The 16,368-nt window shown below is 61.2% G+C and carries 11 protein-coding genes, 1 pseudogene and 1 riboswitch; of the genes and pseudogenes, 6 read left to right on the top strand and 6 right to left on the bottom strand.

Features of this window, described 5'->3' with window-relative positions:
• Positions 1–63: 63 nt before the first annotated feature.
• The 4 genes from CXP40_RS10100 to CXP40_RS10085 form a co-directional block, all read right to left on the bottom strand.
• Positions 64–2,805 carry a LuxR C-terminal-related transcriptional regulator gene (locus CXP40_RS10100; RefSeq protein WP_106733593.1) on the bottom strand — a complete coding sequence of 914 codons (2,742 nt, stop codon included), beginning with the start codon at positions 2,803–2,805 and terminating at the stop codon, positions 64–66.
• A 150-nt stretch (positions 2,806–2,955) separates the two neighbouring features.
• Positions 2,956–4,323 carry a DUF1329 domain-containing protein gene (locus CXP40_RS10095; RefSeq protein WP_106733601.1) on the bottom strand — a complete coding sequence of 456 codons (1,368 nt, stop codon included), beginning with the start codon at positions 4,321–4,323 and terminating at the stop codon, positions 2,956–2,958.
• A 32-nt stretch (positions 4,324–4,355) separates the two neighbouring features.
• Positions 4,356–6,359, bottom strand: coding sequence for a DUF1302 domain-containing protein (locus CXP40_RS10090; RefSeq protein ID WP_106733592.1), 2,004 nt, complete (start codon positions 6,357–6,359; stop codon positions 4,356–4,358).
• A 217-nt stretch (positions 6,360–6,576) separates the two neighbouring features.
• Positions 6,577–8,259, bottom strand: a complete 1,683-nt coding sequence (locus tag CXP40_RS10085; protein WP_106733591.1) for a fatty acid--CoA ligase — start codon at positions 8,257–8,259, stop codon at positions 6,577–6,579.
• A gap of 190 nt (positions 8,260–8,449) precedes the next feature.
• On the opposite strand from CXP40_RS10085, the gene CXP40_RS10080 reads away from it, so the two are divergent.
• Positions 8,450–9,625 (top strand): acetyl-CoA C-acyltransferase, encoded by a 1,176-nt coding sequence (locus CXP40_RS10080; RefSeq protein WP_106733590.1) that lies wholly within the window; start codon positions 8,450–8,452, stop codon positions 9,623–9,625.
• A gap of 45 nt (positions 9,626–9,670) precedes the next feature.
• Here CXP40_RS10080 and CXP40_RS10075 read toward each other — a convergent pair whose 3' ends face one another.
• Positions 9,671–10,300, bottom strand: a complete 630-nt coding sequence (locus CXP40_RS10075) for a LysE family translocator (RefSeq protein ID WP_106733589.1) — start codon at positions 10,298–10,300, stop codon at positions 9,671–9,673.
• 79 nt (positions 10,301–10,379) lie between these two features.
• Here CXP40_RS10075 and CXP40_RS10070 point away from each other — a divergent pair, with 79 nt between their 5' ends.
• The 4 genes from CXP40_RS10070 to CXP40_RS10055 all read left to right on the top strand — a co-directional run bounded on the left by CXP40_RS10070 (position 10,380) and on the right by CXP40_RS10055 (position 13,758).
• Positions 10,380–11,345 carry a 2-hydroxyacid dehydrogenase gene (locus CXP40_RS10070; protein WP_106733588.1) on the top strand — a complete coding sequence of 322 codons (966 nt, stop codon included), beginning with the start codon at positions 10,380–10,382 and terminating at the stop codon, positions 11,343–11,345.
• Between the two features lie 31 nt (positions 11,346–11,376).
• The gene (locus tag CXP40_RS10065; RefSeq protein WP_106733587.1) at positions 11,377–12,372 is read left to right on the top strand and encodes a class I SAM-dependent methyltransferase; all 996 of its coding nucleotides are present in this window, start codon (positions 11,377–11,379) and stop codon (positions 12,370–12,372) included.
• Between the two features lie 36 nt (positions 12,373–12,408).
• Positions 12,409–12,541, top strand: a riboswitch (yybP-ykoY riboswitch).
• A gap of 81 nt (positions 12,542–12,622) precedes the next feature.
• Entirely contained in the window at positions 12,623–13,204 is a 582-nt protein-coding gene (locus tag CXP40_RS10060) for a TMEM165/GDT1 family protein (RefSeq protein WP_106733600.1), read from the top strand.
• 110 nt (positions 13,205–13,314) lie between these two features.
• Positions 13,315–13,758, top strand: a complete 444-nt coding sequence (locus tag CXP40_RS10055) for a ketosteroid isomerase-related protein (RefSeq protein WP_092377492.1) — start codon at positions 13,315–13,317, stop codon at positions 13,756–13,758.
• A gap of 55 nt (positions 13,759–13,813) precedes the next feature.
• Here the strand turns inward: CXP40_RS10055 and CXP40_RS10050 are convergent, their stop codons facing one another.
• Positions 13,814–14,635, bottom strand: coding sequence for a M48 family metallopeptidase (locus CXP40_RS10050; protein WP_106733586.1), 822 nt, complete (start codon positions 14,633–14,635; stop codon positions 13,814–13,816).
• 195 nt (positions 14,636–14,830) lie between these two features.
• On the opposite strand from CXP40_RS10050, the pseudogene CXP40_RS24250 reads away from it, so the two are divergent.
• Positions 14,831–16,075: pseudogene (locus tag CXP40_RS24250) on the top strand (methyl-accepting chemotaxis protein); the annotation flags it as partial.
• Between the last annotated feature and the right edge of the window lie 293 nt (positions 16,076–16,368).

Raw genomic sequence — 16,368 nt, 5'->3', positions numbered from 1 at the left:
GTTGCCCATGTAAAACGGCAACAGGCCCTAGATGCGTTCCAAGCATTTCCTGTGAGACACACATCAGCGCAGCAGGCCGAGCCCCTTGGCCCGAGCTACCGCCTGAGTACGCCGCTCGACACCAAGCTTGCTGTTGATGTGACGGGCGTGGGTCTTGACCGTGTGCAGGGAGATGAACAGACGCTCGCTGATCTGCTGATTGGAACAGCCGCGCGCGATCAACTGCAGCACAGCCAACTCGCGGCCACTGAGTTTTTCCGCCAGGGCGCTCTCCTCTGCGACAATCTCCTCGTCCGAATCCCGGCTGCCCGGCAACTGTGCAAGTAACGCGTCGCGCAGCGGACAGGCCGGTCGCCCCTGCAGGCGCTCACCTAGCCACCGTGGCTGATGCTGCAACAGCTCGATGAAAGGTAACAGCGCACCGCCCTGAGCGAGATCCAGGCAACTGTCGAGCTGCTGCTGTGCCTCCCGCTCTCGCCCGGTCTGCTTCAGTAGCTGGGCGAGCTGGGCCTGCGCCACCAGGCCGACCAACTGACCACCCAACCCCTGTGCACGTTGTTGCAACGCACGCAGACGACGCTCCGCATGCTCCAGCTCGCCCTGCAGGCGCTCCAGAGCAGCCTGCTGCAGATCGATATGCAACGCCAACTGCGGGTGAAATTCTGGCGCCAGTGCCCGCCCCTGATCACCATAGGTTTCCGCCAACTGCGGTAGCCAGGCAGCGGCCAGCTCGACCTGCCCCTGACGCAACCAGAGCTCGCACTTCATCAGCGTAATCATCGCCAAGTAATAAATCGCTGGCACATCCCAGACGTGCATCAAGCGCTCGGCCTCACCGAGCAGTGCGAATGCCTCGGCAGGCCGTCCATCGCGTCCTTCCAGGCTGGCCAGCACGCAATAGCCGATCAGCGCCCCAACGTCGCGGCAGGCTCGCGCTTCGGCAATTCCCGCCCGCAAGCGCTCCACGGCCCGAGGCTGCAAGCGCAGACTAAGCAGATACCCCTCATAAATCGTCAACCTCGCTCGCACCGAGTAACTACGCTGTGCCGGCAAGCGCTGCACCAGCAGCAATCCCTGATGCACTTCCTCCTGCGCGCGCAGCACCTCGCCACGGGATTGCAGTACGCGGGCGCGTTCGTAGTGAGCAAGTGCCTCGAGCAGAGGATTGTCGATGCGCTGTGCCAACTCCAGCGCATCGCGGTTCAACCCACGCGCACGCCACAGATCGCCACGCACCATGGCCAGATTGGACAACGCCGACAAGCACATGAAGTGCGGGCCATAACGCTCCACCGGTAAACCGGACAAGGCCTCGCTACATTGCAGTTCGGCACGAGCACCATCGCCACGACCACGGGCGATGACCCCGTCGAGCGCCTGCCACTGCGCCAGCAGGCTGCGCTGGGCGGAAGGCTCGGCTGCTGGAAGGAAGCGTGCGAGGTGATCAAGCAGCTCTTGGGCTGCGTCCAGCTGGCAAGCCAGCGCCAGTGCCCAGCCATAGAGCACGATCAGTCGCGGTGTGCTGGCCAGCAGATCATCCGGCAGATTGGTTTTCCAGCGCAGCAGCATGGCGATGTTCTGCTCGGCCAGCATCTGCTCCTCGGACAGGTTCTGTACCAGGCTGGCAGCGACATCGGCCTGCCCAGCGAGCAGTGCTTGCTCGATGGCGGCATCCAGCATGCCTTGCGCAGCGAACCACCGACAGGCACGCAGGTGAGCACCGCTGTGAGAACGGCTCGAACCGTCGGCAGACCGTGCATTGAGCAGATCGGAAAACAGGTGGTGATAGCGAAACCAATGCCCCTGCTCATCCAGCGGCACCAGAAAAACCTGGTTGGCCTGCAACTGACGGATGATCGCGGCGCTGTCGTGGCTGTCACGCACCGCGTCGCACAGCTCGGCACAGAAGCGCTCCATGCAGGCGGTTTCGTAGAGAAACTGCTGCACCTCGGCGGGCTGCCGCTCGATGACCTCTTCAAGGAGGTACTCACGGATCAGCCCTTCTCCTCCATGCAGCTGCAGTCCCTCGCCGGCTTCGGCCAGCTCTTCGACAGCCAACAGCCACAGGCGTAAACCAGCGATCCAGCCCTCGCTACGCTGCAGAATCCCAGTGACCTGCTGCTTTTCCAGGTGCGCGCCCTGACTTGCCAGCAGAGCATCCAACTCCGCGGCGGTCAGCCGCAGGTCCTGCTCGCTGAGTTCGAGCAACTGTCGCGACAGACGCAGACGCGCCAGGTGCCAATCCGGCCGCTGACGGCTGGTGACCAACAGCAGCACGCCGGGTGGTAAATGGTTGAGGAAGAACTGTAGGCAACGATCCAGCACCGGCCCCTGCGCCAGATGGTAGTCGTCCAGCACCAGTAACAGCGGCTGACCATCATCGAGTTGCTGAGTCAGCTCATCGAGCAAACCATCGAGCCACTGCTCGAACGCGAAGGGCTGGTGGCGTTGGCGCATCTTCAGCAGACCGAGCGCCTCCTCCCCCAAACCGGGGTAGAACTGCTGCAGCCCCTGTAACAGGCGCTCAAGGAAGCGCCCTGGATCATGATCACGCTCACTCAGCCCGAGCCAGAGACTGTGCCAGTGCTCGGGTAGTCGCTCGCAGAACTCGATGGCTAGCGAGCTTTTGCCAAAGCCTGCTGGCGCACTGACCAGCAGCAAGCGCCCTTGCAAGCCCTCTTCGAGACGATCGCATAACCTGGGACGCGGCATATGTCCTGCCGGCAGCGGCGGACGATAGAAACGCGCTTCCACCGGTGCGGCCGGTGTGTAGGGAAAACCTGGCGAGCGGGAGAGATCTGTCATCGGCCTATTCTTGGAAGTCTTCTATCTGCATCGGCGGGCTCGATCTGAACCCAGCCTAGCGACTTGCAATGGCCATTTGAAGCGCCCGCTACAGTCCGTAACGAAAAAGCCGGCACAAGGCCGGCTTTGTCGTGTTGCTTGAGGCAGGTTTTAGCGAACGCCAGCCTGACGCAGAGCGGCCGGGGTGTAATCGCTGCCAGAGGCTTTGTAGTTGAAGTCGTAGGCTTGTTTCTCCTCGTTCTTCATACCCAGAACCAGGTAGCGACCGGACAGCAGGTCGTACAGGGTTTCCACGGTGTACCAAGGCACTTGCTTGTCGTAGTAGTACTGGGCATGCGCCTCGGCTACGCGCCACAGGGTGCCACGACCGTCGTAGTGGTCGATCAGAGCGGCTTGCCAGGTGTCCTCGTCGATGTAGAAGTCACGCTTGGCATAGATGTGACGCTCGCCCGACTTCAGGGTCGCGGTCACGTGCCATACACGGTGCAGCTCGTAACGCGTCAGGTCCTGGTTGATGTGGCCAGCCTTGACGATATCGGAGTACTTCAGGCTGGGCGAATCGAGCTTGTAGGCGTTGTAGGGGATATAGATCTCCTTCTTGCCTTCCAGTTTCCAGTCGTAACGATCCGGCGCACCGTTGAACATGTCGAAGTTGTCGGAAGTACGCAGACCATCAGCGGCGGTACCCGGGCCATCGTAAGACACCTGCGGAGCACGACGCACGCGACGTTGACCGGCGTTGTACAGCCACGCCAGACGCGGCTCCTTCACCTGGTTGAGGGTTTCGTGCACCAGCAGCACGTTACCAGCCAGACGAGACGGAGCAGTTACGCGCTGTTTGAAGTAGAACAGGACGTTGCTTTCCTTGCTCGGATCGAAGTCGGTCAGAGCATCACGGAAGGTGAACTCGTCCTGGAAGTAGACCAGCGAGTAGGAACCGTTCGGCTGCGGAGTCGCCTGAGTTACCAAGCGACGCACGCTACCACCACGGTAACGGGTGATGTGGTTCCAGATTGCTTCCAGGCCGTTCTGCGGAATCGGGAAGGGGTTGGCGGTCTGGAAGTTCTCCAGGCCGTTACCGCCCTCCACCATCTTGGTGTTCACAGCGTTCTGCTTGGTCGCCTCCAGCACCGCAGCCGGCAGGCTGGCCGAGCGGTGAGTTGGGTAGACCGGCATCTTGTAGCTTTCTGGGTAGCGCTTGAACATCGCCAGCTGGCCGGGCGTCAACTTGTCCTTGTACTGGTCGACGTTCTGCGCGGTGATGGTGAACAGCGGCTGTTCGTTGGCGAACGGATCGGCCAGGAAGCCTCGCGGATCGACCGCCCCGGCGTTGGCTGGCAAACCACCGGTCCAGGCTGGGATCGAGCCATCGGCGTTGCCTGCCATTTCGGCACCGACCGGAGTCAGCGTAGTGCCCAGCTTCGCAGCTTCGTCAGGCGACACTGCCGCCATCACGCCGGTGGCCAGCAGAGACAAAGTCAGGGCACCGCTTTGCCACAGTTTTTTTGTTGTTTTCATTTGCATCATGATTCCTCGAAATTCCTGACCGCTTAGAAGTTCATACCGAAGCTGAGCGCAACGAAGTCGCGGTCATCAATGGTGGAATACTTGCCATCAAAGAAGTTGGTGTAGGACAGGCTGGCGGTGTAGGTGTTCTGATACTCCGCGTCCAGTCCGAGGCTAATAGCTTTACGGCCTTCTTCGAAGTTAGCCCCTGGGCCGGGCGAATAACCTTCTACGTCATGTGACCAAGCTACGCTCGGACGCAGGTTCACACCTGCCAAAGCATTGGGATAATCCCAGATGGCACGAGCGCGGTAACCCCAAGAGTTGGCAGTGGTAAAGCCATCCTTATCACATGCCTTGCCGAGCATGCTGGCCGAGCTCCGACCGCCACCGGTACTGGCGTTCACAGGTCCGCACATATCACCTGCAGTGCCATAGATCGGATCGCGACCGTAGCGGATATCATCTTTGCTCTCCAAGCCACCGACATGGGTCCAACCTACTTCACCCACGAGGGTCAAGCGCGATGCCCCCATGACCTGATCAAAGAAATGCGTGAATGTAGTTTGAATCTGCGTGATTTCCTTACGCTTGTAGCCATGGAGCAGACCGTCAGCGTCCGGACCGAGCGGAGACACCGCCGCATAAGGCGTACTATTGGTCCCACCCAGAGCGACCGGTAGGTTGAAGTTGATACCCCGCAGTCCGGCATAGAGCACATCAGTGGAGTTCAACTGCACCGGTGCATTAGGCCGATAGCTGATCTCGCCACTCCAGGCTGTTCCGGTTGGCAACGTTGTGGAGAAGCTCAAACCATAGAGTTTGATGTCTTCAGGATACTCCATGAAATAACCGCCGTTGGCTGCATAAGCCAGGGCGCCGACATTTGCAGCGCTAGCGCCAGCTTGCCCCGCTGCGGCCACCGCGCCTACGCCACCACCGGTTAGTGCCGCATAGGTCTGGTCAAAGGTACCTTGAACCAATGCATCGATGGAACGCAAAGAAGAAGCACTCTGGCCTTTACCACTGAAAATAGGTGCCCGACTATGGTAGTTCATGAAGTAAGCGCCAAACTCTGTGTCCAACGGCTCGAACATATACCGGAAGGCAAGTCCCCACTGACCGTCATCTCGCGCATCCTTATCGCCATAGCGCGGAACAACCACCCCTTCAGAAGTAGAAGAAACCAGCGCCGCATTGCCGCCCAACAACGTATTAAGATTTGTCAGACTGCCGTTGATTTGAGCCAGTTGAGCCGGTGACAGAGATGCTAGGACGTTAAGGTTCTGGTCACATCCATCGGCGACGATATCAGCCTGGGAAAAGAACGTTCCGCAGTTATCCACCACGGTCTGATCCCACTCAAGCTGATAGAAGGCCTCCATGGAAAGGTTGTCTGTCAGGCTCTGGGCGATATAGAACATGTTGACCGGAATTAAGCCCTCTTTGATCTCAGCACCAGGGCGACGAAAGGCAGCCACATCAACGGGGTTGATGGCGTTGATACCGTTCTGAATAAAGGTACTTTCGCCCCAACTAACGACCTGTTTGCCCAGGCGCACCGAACCAGGCTGATTGCCGATGGCGTAGTTGTGATAGACGAATGCGTCGAGGATTTCACCGCCGGAAGACTTTGCCCCCTCCTTGCGGTTGCTATCGCTGATGTCCTTGAACTCACGCCCCTCGTCCTTCAATTCGAAGTCGTACCAATACTTGCCGCGCACGAACACGCCGGTATCGCCATAGCGCAATTCCAGATCGTGGATACCCTTAAAGATCTTCGAGAAGGTTTCACCACGTTTGAAGTTGAGGTGACCATCGTCGGAGGTCTGGGAGAGACCGCGACCGCCGTTGTTCACGCCGATCAGATCCTTGTTGGCCTTGGAAGTCGACCAACTAGCCCCCACCGACAGCGACGAGTCGAACTGCCCTTCGATCTCACCGATATTGAAAGTGACGCCGAATGCCGGAGCGGCAAGGGTGGAAGCGAGGCTGACGGCCAGCGGCAGTTTTGCCAGGCGCCAGTAGGGTTTTGTTTTTGTTGTCATCGACGCTACTCCATGTGTTTTTTGTTATGGATGCTTTGACTATAGCCAGCGGGTGGTACTGCTTGATCCCTCGAAAGTGTGATTTGCAGCCCCCAGGCACTCTGGCTCGCAGGTTTCAGGCCCTGCCCCTAGCCAAGCATGGACGTGAAACAGCAATTAGCAAGCCAAACGCTTGTTTGACTGAGCGGTCACTTTCACCGCCCAGTCAATTCGCACCTCACAGCGTAGACAGGAACGCGCTGCCCGCCTCCTGCCACTGGGCGATTTCGACGCGGATGCGCTTCTTGTCCAGTTTGCCGACACTGGTCTTGGGAATTTCAGTAACAAGGGCGATCTGCGTGGGAATCGCCCACTTGTTGATGTGACCTTGCTCGACGAAAGGCTTGAGATGCTCTTTCAAGCCTTTGGCATCCAGCCCCTGCTCTTCGCGCAGTACCAGCAGCGCAAACGGGCGCTCGCCCCACTGCGGGTCAGGCACACCCACTACCGCCACCTCACGCACCGCCGAGTGGCGACTGATCAGGTCCTCCAGCTCCAGCGAGGAGATCCACTCGCCACCGGTCTTGATCACATCCTTGATGCGGTCACGGATTTCGATGAAGCCCATACCGTCGATGGTCGCCACATCGCCCGTATGCAGCCAGCCGTGAGCCCAGAGTTCCTCGCCCTTCTCCGGCTCGCGAAAGTAGCCCTGAGTCAACCAGGGCGCACGCAGCACCAGCTCGCCCTGGGATTCGCCATCGCTCGGCAGCAATTTGCCGTCGGCATCCATGATTGCGGCTTCTACCAGCGGCACCGGAATACCGGCCTTGATTCGATAGGTGGTGCGCTCGTCCTCGCTACCGGCGCGCAGCTCTTCATTGAGGTAAGCGCAGGAAATCAGCGGGCAGGTCTCGGACATGCCATAGGCCGCTGTCAGCTGGATGCCGCGCGCCTTGGCCGCCTCGTAGAGGGAGCGATTGAGCGCGCTACCACCGATGATCATCTTCATGCCGCCGAAATCATGGCCCTGCGCACCTGGCGCGCTCAGCACCATCTGCAGGATGGTCGGGACGCAGTGGGAGAAGTTGACCTTCTCTTCCTTGATCAGGCGGCAAAGCATGTCCGGTTCATAGCGACCGGGGTACACCTGCTTGACCCCGAGCATGGTGGCCACGTACGGCACACCCCAGGCATGCACGTGGAACATCGGCGTGATCGGCATGTAGACATCGTCGTTGCCCAGCAGGCGGATGCTGTCGAGTCCGCCCATGGTGGTCGCCATGGACATGGTGTGCAGCACCAGTTGCCGATGAGTGAAGTACACACCCTTGGGGTTGCCGGTGGTGCCGGTGGTATAGAAGGTGGTGGCCACCGAATTCTCGTCGAAATCGGCGAAGTCGTAGTGCGGGCTGGCGGCTGCCAGCAGGCTCTCGTACTCGCCGACGAGGTTCGGCAGCTCGGCGTTCTTGTCCTCGCCATCGGTAAGCAGCAGGGTCTTGTCGACGGTGGTCAGTTGTCCGGCAATGCCGTTGTACAGCGGCACGAACTCGCTGTTGACCAGCACGAAACGATCTTCTGCATGGTTCATGGTGTAGAGGATTTGATCCGGCGACAGGCGGATGTTGATGGTGTGCAGCACCGCGCCGAGCATCGGGATGGCGAACATGCATTCGAGGTAGCGGTGACTGTCCCAATCCATCACCGCCACGGTATCACCGGCCTTGACCCCTGCCTCGCTGAGTACGTTGGCCAACCGTGCGACACGCTCGTTGAAGGTGGCGTAGCTGTAGCGCAGCTTGTCGCGATAGACGATTTCGCGGGTCTTCTCGTAACGACTACCGGACAGCAGCAGGCGCTTGATCAGCAGCGGATAGGCATGAGCGTTTTCAGAGGGGGGGATCAGTCGGGTCTGCAGCATGAAATCACCTTGAGGCACGCTAGGAATAGGTATGCAGCGACTCTAGAGCGGCTCGCGCAGCGCTCAATCAGCCCAAAGAATGATTTGCCACGTGACTCTATGGCCACTTTTGGTCACAGGTTAGAATCGAGCTCACCAGCCAGTCCTTAAAAAGGCGGCACAGAGCCACTCTTTCGTTCGAGGTAACAGCATGTCCGATATCGTCATCGTCAGCGGCGCACGTACCCCCATGGGTGGTTTTCAAGGCAGCTTGGCCAGCGTGCCAGCCGTCGAGCTGGGCGCGGCCGCCATTCGTGAAGCGGTCAAGCGCGCCGGTATCGAGCCAACCGACGTACAAGAAGTGATCATGGGCTGCGTACTTCCAGCCGGCCTCAAACAAGGGCCGGCACGCCAGGCCTCGCTCAATGCAGGCCTGTCTGCAGCCACCGGCTGCACCACCATCAACAAGCTGTGCGGCTCAGGCATGAAGGCCGTGATGATGGCCTTCGACTCGTTGAAAGCCGGCAGCAACCAGGTAATGGTCGCCGGCGGCATGGAAAGCATGTCCAACGCGCCCTATGTACTGGAGAAAGCACGCACGGGCCTGCGCATGGGGCATGGCGAGATCAAGGATCATATGTTCCTCGACGGCCTGGAGGACGCGCGCACTGGCCGCCTCATGGGCTCTTTCGCTCAGGAGACCGCCGATAAGTACGGCATTACCCGTGAGGAAATGGACGCCTATGCCATCGAATCGCTGCGACGCGCGCAGGCGGCGATCAAGGACGGCTCGCTGGACGCGGAGATCGTTCCGGTCACTGTCACCTCGCGCAAGGGTGAGGTGGTGGTCAAGGATGATGAACAGCCGCTGACGGCCAACCTGGACAAGATCCCGACACTCAAACCCGCCTTCAAGAAAGACGGCACCATTACCGCGGCCAACGCCAGTTCTATTTCCGACGGCGCCAGCGCGCTGCTGCTGATGACCGCCGATGAAGCGGCCAAGCGCGGTCTCAAACCAGTTGCCAAGGTGGTTGCCCACGCGACCCAAAGCCAGGACCCGAGCGAGTTCACCCTGGCGCCCATCGGCGCGATGAGCAACCTGCTGAAGAAGACCGGCTGGAGCAAGGACGAGATAGACCTGTTCGAGATCAATGAAGCCTTCGCCATGGTGACCATGCTGGCCATGCGCGAGCACGGCCTGGACCATGCCAAGGTCAACGTGTTCGGCGGCGCCTGTGCCCAGGGCCACCCGGTGGGTTCCACCGGCTCGCGGATCATCCTCACCCTGATCAACGCCCTGCAGAAGAAAGGTGGCAAGCGCGGCGTCGCCTCGCTATGCATCGGCGGCGGCGAAGCGACAGCGGTGGCCATCGAACTGCTGTAACCCAGCCCATCAGCAAAGAGCCCCGCAACTGCGGGGCTCTTTCGTTTAACGCATCTCGGTCAGCGCCAGCTTCACGCCAATCCCCACCAGCACCGCGCCCATCAGTCGGTCGAACCAGTGCCCCATGCAGGCGAAGCCGGCGCGCACGCGTTGCTGGCTGAACAGCCAGGCCACCAGGCAGAACCAAAATGCAGTCGCCAGGGCCAGATAAAGGCCGTAACCCGCCTGCACCGCCACCGGCGTATGCGGGTTGATCACCACGGTGAACAGGGAAAGGAAGAACAAAGTCGCCTTGGGGTTGAGCCCGTTGGTGATGAACCCGGTGACGAACGCACCACGGCCGCTGCGCTCGCCGGCGGCCAGGCTCAGCTCGGCACTGGCCGAATCGGCCGGGCGCGCGCGCAGCGCCTTGATGCCGATGTACAGCAGGTAAGCCGCTGCCAGCCATTTCAGCGCGTTGAACAGGACGATGGACTGCGACACGATCAGGCCGATACCCAGCAACGAATAGGTAACGTGCACCAGAATGCCGGTGCCTACGCCAAAGGCGGTGAACAGCCCGGCGCGGCGACCGTAACCGACGCTCTCACGCACGACGATGGCGAAATCCGGCCCCGGGCTGGCCACCGCCAGCAGGTGAATCAGGGCTACGGTGAGAAATTCACTCCAGTACATGGCGGCTCCGCATCGACAGTGAAGGTCTGGTAGGCTCGCCAATCTACTCCTGCGACCCTCCTGCGAAAAGGTACAGCTGATGAGCAAAAGTCCCCGCGCCGTCTTCCTCGATCACGCCTCCCTCGACCTTGGCGACCTCGACATGCAACCGCTGCATCAGGCCTTCGCCGAGCTGACCCTGCACGCGCACTCGCGTCCGGATCAGGTCGCCGAACGCCTGCAAGGCGCCCAAGTCGCCATCAGCAACAAGGTGCCGCTGGACGCAGCCACCTTCGCCGCCTGCCCCGAGCTAAAGTTGGTGCTGGTGGCCGCCACCGGCACCAATAACGTCGACCTCAACGCCGCCAGCGCCCACGGCGTGACCGTCTGCAACTGCCAGGGTTATGGCACGCCATCCGTGGCGCAGCACACCCTGATGCTGTTGCTGGCCTTGGCCACGCGACTGCCCGACTACCAGCGCGATATCGCCGCAGGCCGCTGGCAACAAGCCAGCCAGTTCTGCCTGCTCGACCACCCCATCGTCGAGCTCGAAGGCAAGACCCTGGGCATGCTCGGCCATGGCGAACTGGGCGGCGCCGTTGCCCGTCTGGCTGAAGCCTTCGGCATGCGCGTGCTACTCGGTCAACTGCCAGGCCGGCCCGCGCGCGCTGATCGCCTGCCTCTGAATGAACTGCTGCCGCAGGTCGATGCCCTGACCCTGCACTGCCCACTCAACGAGCAGACGCGCAACATGATCGGCGCCGAAGAGCTGGCACTGATGAAGCCGCGCGCATTTCTGATCAACACCGCACGCGGCGGCCTGGTCGACGAACAGGCGCTGGCCGATGCTCTGCGTAGCGGCCATCTCGGCGGCGCGGCAACCGACGTACTGCTGCAGGAGCCGCCCAAGGACGGCAATCCGCTGCTGGCCGCAGACATTCCGCGTCTGATCATCACCCCACACAGCGCCTGGGGTAGTCAGGAAGCACGCCAGCGCATCGTCGGCCAGATGATCGATAACGCAGTCGGCTTCTTCGCCGGTGCACCGTTGCGAGTCGTCGGGTAAGCTGCGCAGCTTTTTCAGGCAGGACCCCACCATGGATGCACGAAGCGAAGTTCTCTTGCGCCAGGCCGAGCTATTCAGTGGCGAGCTGTTGCTGGCTGGGCTTCCGGCTGACGACCTGCTTGGCGCCCTGCCTCAGGCTCGTGGCTGGAACTGGCATGCGGGCGATCAGGCACTGCTCACCGCGCGCTTTGCCGGCCGCAGCCACTTCGACACACGTATGCCGGAAGGCGACTACCATGCTGCCGTGCTGTTCCTGCCCAAGTCGCGCGAGCTGAGCGACTACCTGCTGCAAGCGCTTGCCTCGCGCCTGGCCGGCAAGCCGCTGTACCTGGTCGGCGAAAAGCGTGGCGGTATCGAGCGCGCATCAAAGCAGTTGGCAGCCTATGGCAAACCACGCAAGCTCGACAGCGCGCGGCATTGCCAACTCTGGTGCGTCGAGGTAGAGCAGGCGCCGCCCGTCCCCGACCTGCATGCCCTGGCACAGAGCTATCCACTGCAGTTGGCCGACGGCGCAGTGGAGATCGTTACTCTGCCCGGCGTTTTCGCCCATGGCAGGCTTGATCGGGGTAGCGCGCTGCTGCTCGAGCATCTGGATGAACTGCCTAACGGCCACATGCTGGACTTCGGCTGCGGTGCTGGCGTGCTCGGCGCCGCGCTCAAACGGCGTTATCCAGACAGCGAGCTGAGCCTGCTGGATGTCGACGCCTTCGCCCTGGAGAGCAGCCGCCTGACTCTGACTCGCAATGGCCTGACGGCCAACCTGATCGCCGGCACCGGAATCGAGTCGGCGCCAGAAGGATTGAGCGCCATCGTCAGCAACCCGCCGTTCCATCAGGGCGTGCACACCGACTACCAAGCCAGTGAGAACCTGCTGAGCCAGGCAGCCCGCCACTTGATAAAAGGTGGCGAACTGCGCCTGGTGGCCAACAGCTTCCTCAAATACCCGCCACTGATCGAACGTCATCTGGGTCCTTGCCGCACCCTGGCAGACGCCGATGGCTTTCGCATCTACAGCGCCCGGCGCTGATTGGGGTTGCTCCCAACGCAGCGCTTGGGCACAATTGCGCCCGTCCTAGGGGAGTAGTCTCCCGCGAGCGCCCTGCTCGCCCGGTATACGTCAACACACTTGCTCCGCAGAGCATGGCGTATACGACCCAAGGCCTACATAGAGAGGCCTGCGGTTTGACAAGACCTATGACACGCACAACCTATACCCGGGGCGGGAAGGTCGTTCGTGTCATAAGCCGTGTCGACCCGCCCCTTTAGGAAACCTGATGCTGGAATCGCTGTTCGTCCCCACCCTGATCGTTGCCCTCGCCGAAATCGGCGACAAGACCCAGTTGCTCGCACTGCTGCTGGCCGCCCGCTTTCGCAAGCCGTGGCCGATCATCTGGGGCATCGTCGTCGCCACCCTGGCCAACCATTTCGCGGCTGGCGCCGTGGGTAACTGGGTAGCCGGTTTCTTCTCTCCTGCCACCCTGAGCTGGATTCTCGCGGCCAGTTTCGTCGCCGTAGCGGCCTGGACCCTGGTGCCGGACAAACTGGACGACGACGAGGAGTCCGGCCTGAAGAAATACGGCCCCTTCCTCACCACCCTGATCGCCTTCTTCCTCGCCGAGATGGGCGACAAGACTCAGGTCGCGACCGTGATGCTGGCGGCGCAGTATCCGCACTTCATCCTGGTGGTGATCGGCACCACACTGGGCATGCTGCTGGCCAACGTACCGGTGGTGCTGGCAGGCAACTTCGCAGCCGAGCGCCTGCCATTGACGCTGATTCGACGCCTCGCAGCCTGTGCCTTCGCCGCCCTGGCAATCTATGCCGGCTATCAGGCAATGAAACTCAGCGGCCTGATATGACGAATCACTGACGTCAACTGGCTGGCATTTCGGCCAATCCCAGCCCCCTACCGCCTGCTGCTAAAGTGCGTGCCACGTCACGTCATACGGTATGCAGTCGGGAGGGCGGCATGTCATTGGATGATCGCAAGAAGGTGGTGTGCCAGCACATCGACCTGACCTGGAACAAGGGCCGCCTGGCCCTGGCCGAACAGCTGCACAGCCGCGACTTTCTCTACAAGAGCTCGTTCATGGGACGCCCACTCGACAGTGCCGGCTTCGCCCGGATGGTGCAGGATATCCGCTACGCCATGCCGGACCTGCAGATCGTGGTCGAGGAGTGCGTCGCCGAAGGCTACAAGGTGGTGACCTGGAGCACGCTGATCGGCACCATTCAGAAACCCGCGCTGGGCTATCCGCCCAGTGACAAGGTGCTGAGCATCTCGGCCATGGCCTTCTGGACACTGACGCCCAGCAATGAGATTCAGGAGATCTGCACCATGTTCGACATGGAAAGCTTCCGCGCCCAGCTGGGCCTGCAACCTCGCCCCTTCGCCGAAACGGCACTACCCTGAAACGCAAACGGCGCGCCGTGAACCATCACGCCGCGCCGTTTTTTCGTGCCCGAACTTAGCGCCCGGACTTGGCCTGCTCGTACAGCGGCATCACCTTGGGAATCGCCGCCTGCAGCGAAGCGATACGGCTGCTGGAGGAGGGGTGAGTGCTCATGAACTCGGGCGGCGCACCACCACCGGCGGCCTCCATCTTCTGCCACAGACTGATGGCCGCATTCGGGTCATAACCCGCGCGAGCAGCCAGTTCGAGACCAATCAGATCAGCCTCGTTCTCGTTACCCCGGCTGTTGGGTAGCGTCAGGCTGTACTGCACCACTGTATCCGCCATAGCCATGCCACTCTCGCCGAGACCGAGCAAAGCGCCGGCACCCTGCTTGGCGACCTGAATACCATAGGCCTTGGACATCGCCTCACGGCTGTGTTCGCGCAGGGCATGCGCCATCTCGTGGCCCATGATCGCGGCGACTTCATCATCGCTGAGCTTCAGTTGCTCGATGATTCCGCTGTAGAAAATGATCTTGCCGCCCGGGCCACAGTTGGCGTTGAGCTCGGGACTCTTGATCAGGTTGACCTCCCATTGCCAATTGGCGGCATCCGGGCGAAAACGCGGCGCCTGCGGAATCAGGCGATTGGCAACGGTCTGCAGACGCTTGGCATTGTTGCTGGTCTTGTCCAGCACGCCCTTGCTCGATGCCTCGCTTAGCGTCTGCTGATAGGACTGCGCGTACATCTGATTGACTTCATCAGCTGACAACATGCTGAACATGTACTGCTTGCGCTCTACGCCAACCGCACCACCACTGGTGGTATTGACGGCCTGACAACCTGCCAGCAGCACGGCCGCCGCCAGGCCACTCAGATATAGAACCTTGCTCATCGAGCTACCTCCTTGAATCGGACGCCCTATGCTAGGCCGCCCCCGCAGCACGAGCAACCGCGTTACTTGCGCGATAGCCGTACGCCATCTTTGCTGAATACGACACCAGCCTGTTCGTCACCACCAGTCCATTAAGGTTTTCATCTGTCACTGCCGATAGTTCGTGACAGGCGCGCTCTGTGCTCGGGAGCTCTCATGAAGTTCAAGTCGATCCAGTTTTCCGTGGCATTCCTTGCTGGCGCCAGCGTGCTCGCGGTCGTTGTGGCTCTGGTGCTCTACGCCCTGTTCGCCAGTGGCCGAACCCAGAACCTGGTGCAGGAGCGCACGCAGAAGCTACTGGAACAAGTCATCGAGCAACGCCTGTCGGCATTGGCGCAGGCGCAGGTCAGCGAAATCCAGCGTGAACTGGAAGCTCCCCTGCAGATCACCGCCGACCTGGCACGCGTCAACGCCATGCTCGGCATGACCGATGCCAACGGCAGCCCAATGCTCAGCATCAGCCGCGAAGAACTGGCCAACCTGGTGCATGAAACCACGGCGCAGAACCCTAAATTACTTGGCAGTTACCTGGGCTGGGAGCCGAACGCCTTCGATGCCAGCGACGACATCTATGCCGGCAGCAAGGAAAACGGCTACGACGGCACCGGCCGCTTCCTGCCCTGGTGGTATCGCAATGCCGACGGCAGCCTGGGCATCGACTCTATCGGCTCGACCGAAAGCGAAGAACTGCTGCCAACCGGCGTGCGCGCGGGCGAATATTACCTTTGTCCCAAAGAACGCAAGCGCCCCTGCGTGATCGATCCAGCCCCCTATGATGTCGGCGGCAAGATGACCATGCTCGCCTCCTTCACCTCGCCAATTCTGGTCAATGGCGAATTTCGCGGCATCGCCGGTGCCGACCTGGCGGTGAATTTCATTCAGGAGCTACTGGTCAAGGCTGACGCCCAGCTCTATGACGGTGCCGGCGAGATGGCGCTGATCGCCAGCAACGGGCGCCTGGTCGCCTCGACCAAGGCACCGGACAAACTTGGTGAGCCGGCCACCGCCCTGCTCGACGCCAATGAAGTGAGCAACCTGGGTACGCTGCAGTCCGGGCAGGTGCTGTACTCCATCGATGCCAAGGAAGATCCTGAGCACAGCCATATCGAACTGTTCCTCAGCTTCAACATCGGCCAGAGCGACACCCGCTGGGTGCTGATGCTGGTGCTGCCGCTAAAAGCGGTGATGGCCGATCTGCACCAGCTGCAGGGCGACCTGGCCTCGCAGCGCGACGCCGACACCCTGGGCATGACCCTGGTCGGCCTGCTGATCGCCGGGCTGGGCCTGTTGGTGATCTGGTTCGTCGGTTACGGCATCGCCCGCCCGCTACGGCAGATGGTCGGCATGCTCGACGATATCGCCAAAGGCGATGGCGACCTCACGGTGCGCCTGCAGGTTGACCGCAAGGATGAGCTCGGACAGATCGCTGCCGGCTTCAACGCCTTCCTGGCCAAACTGCAAACCATGATCGGCGCCGTGGTGACCTCGGTGCAGCAGATCAGCGACTCATCCGAGCACACTGCCGACATTGCCATCCGCACCAACCAGGGCGTGCAGAAACAGCTGGCAGAGATCGAGCTGGTGGCTACAGCCGTTCATGAGATGACCGCCACCGCGCAGGACGTCGCGCGCAACGCCACCCACGCCGCCGAGGCCGCCAACCACGCCGACCGCGCGGCCAACCAGGGCAAACA

The organism is Pseudomonas sp. YY-1, assembly GCF_002843095.1.
Lineage (GTDB): Bacteria > Pseudomonadota > Gammaproteobacteria > Pseudomonadales > Pseudomonadaceae > Aquipseudomonas > Aquipseudomonas sediminis_A.
Note: the sequence above shows the minus strand (reverse complement) of the source record. Positions and strands in the feature narration are given on the sequence as shown.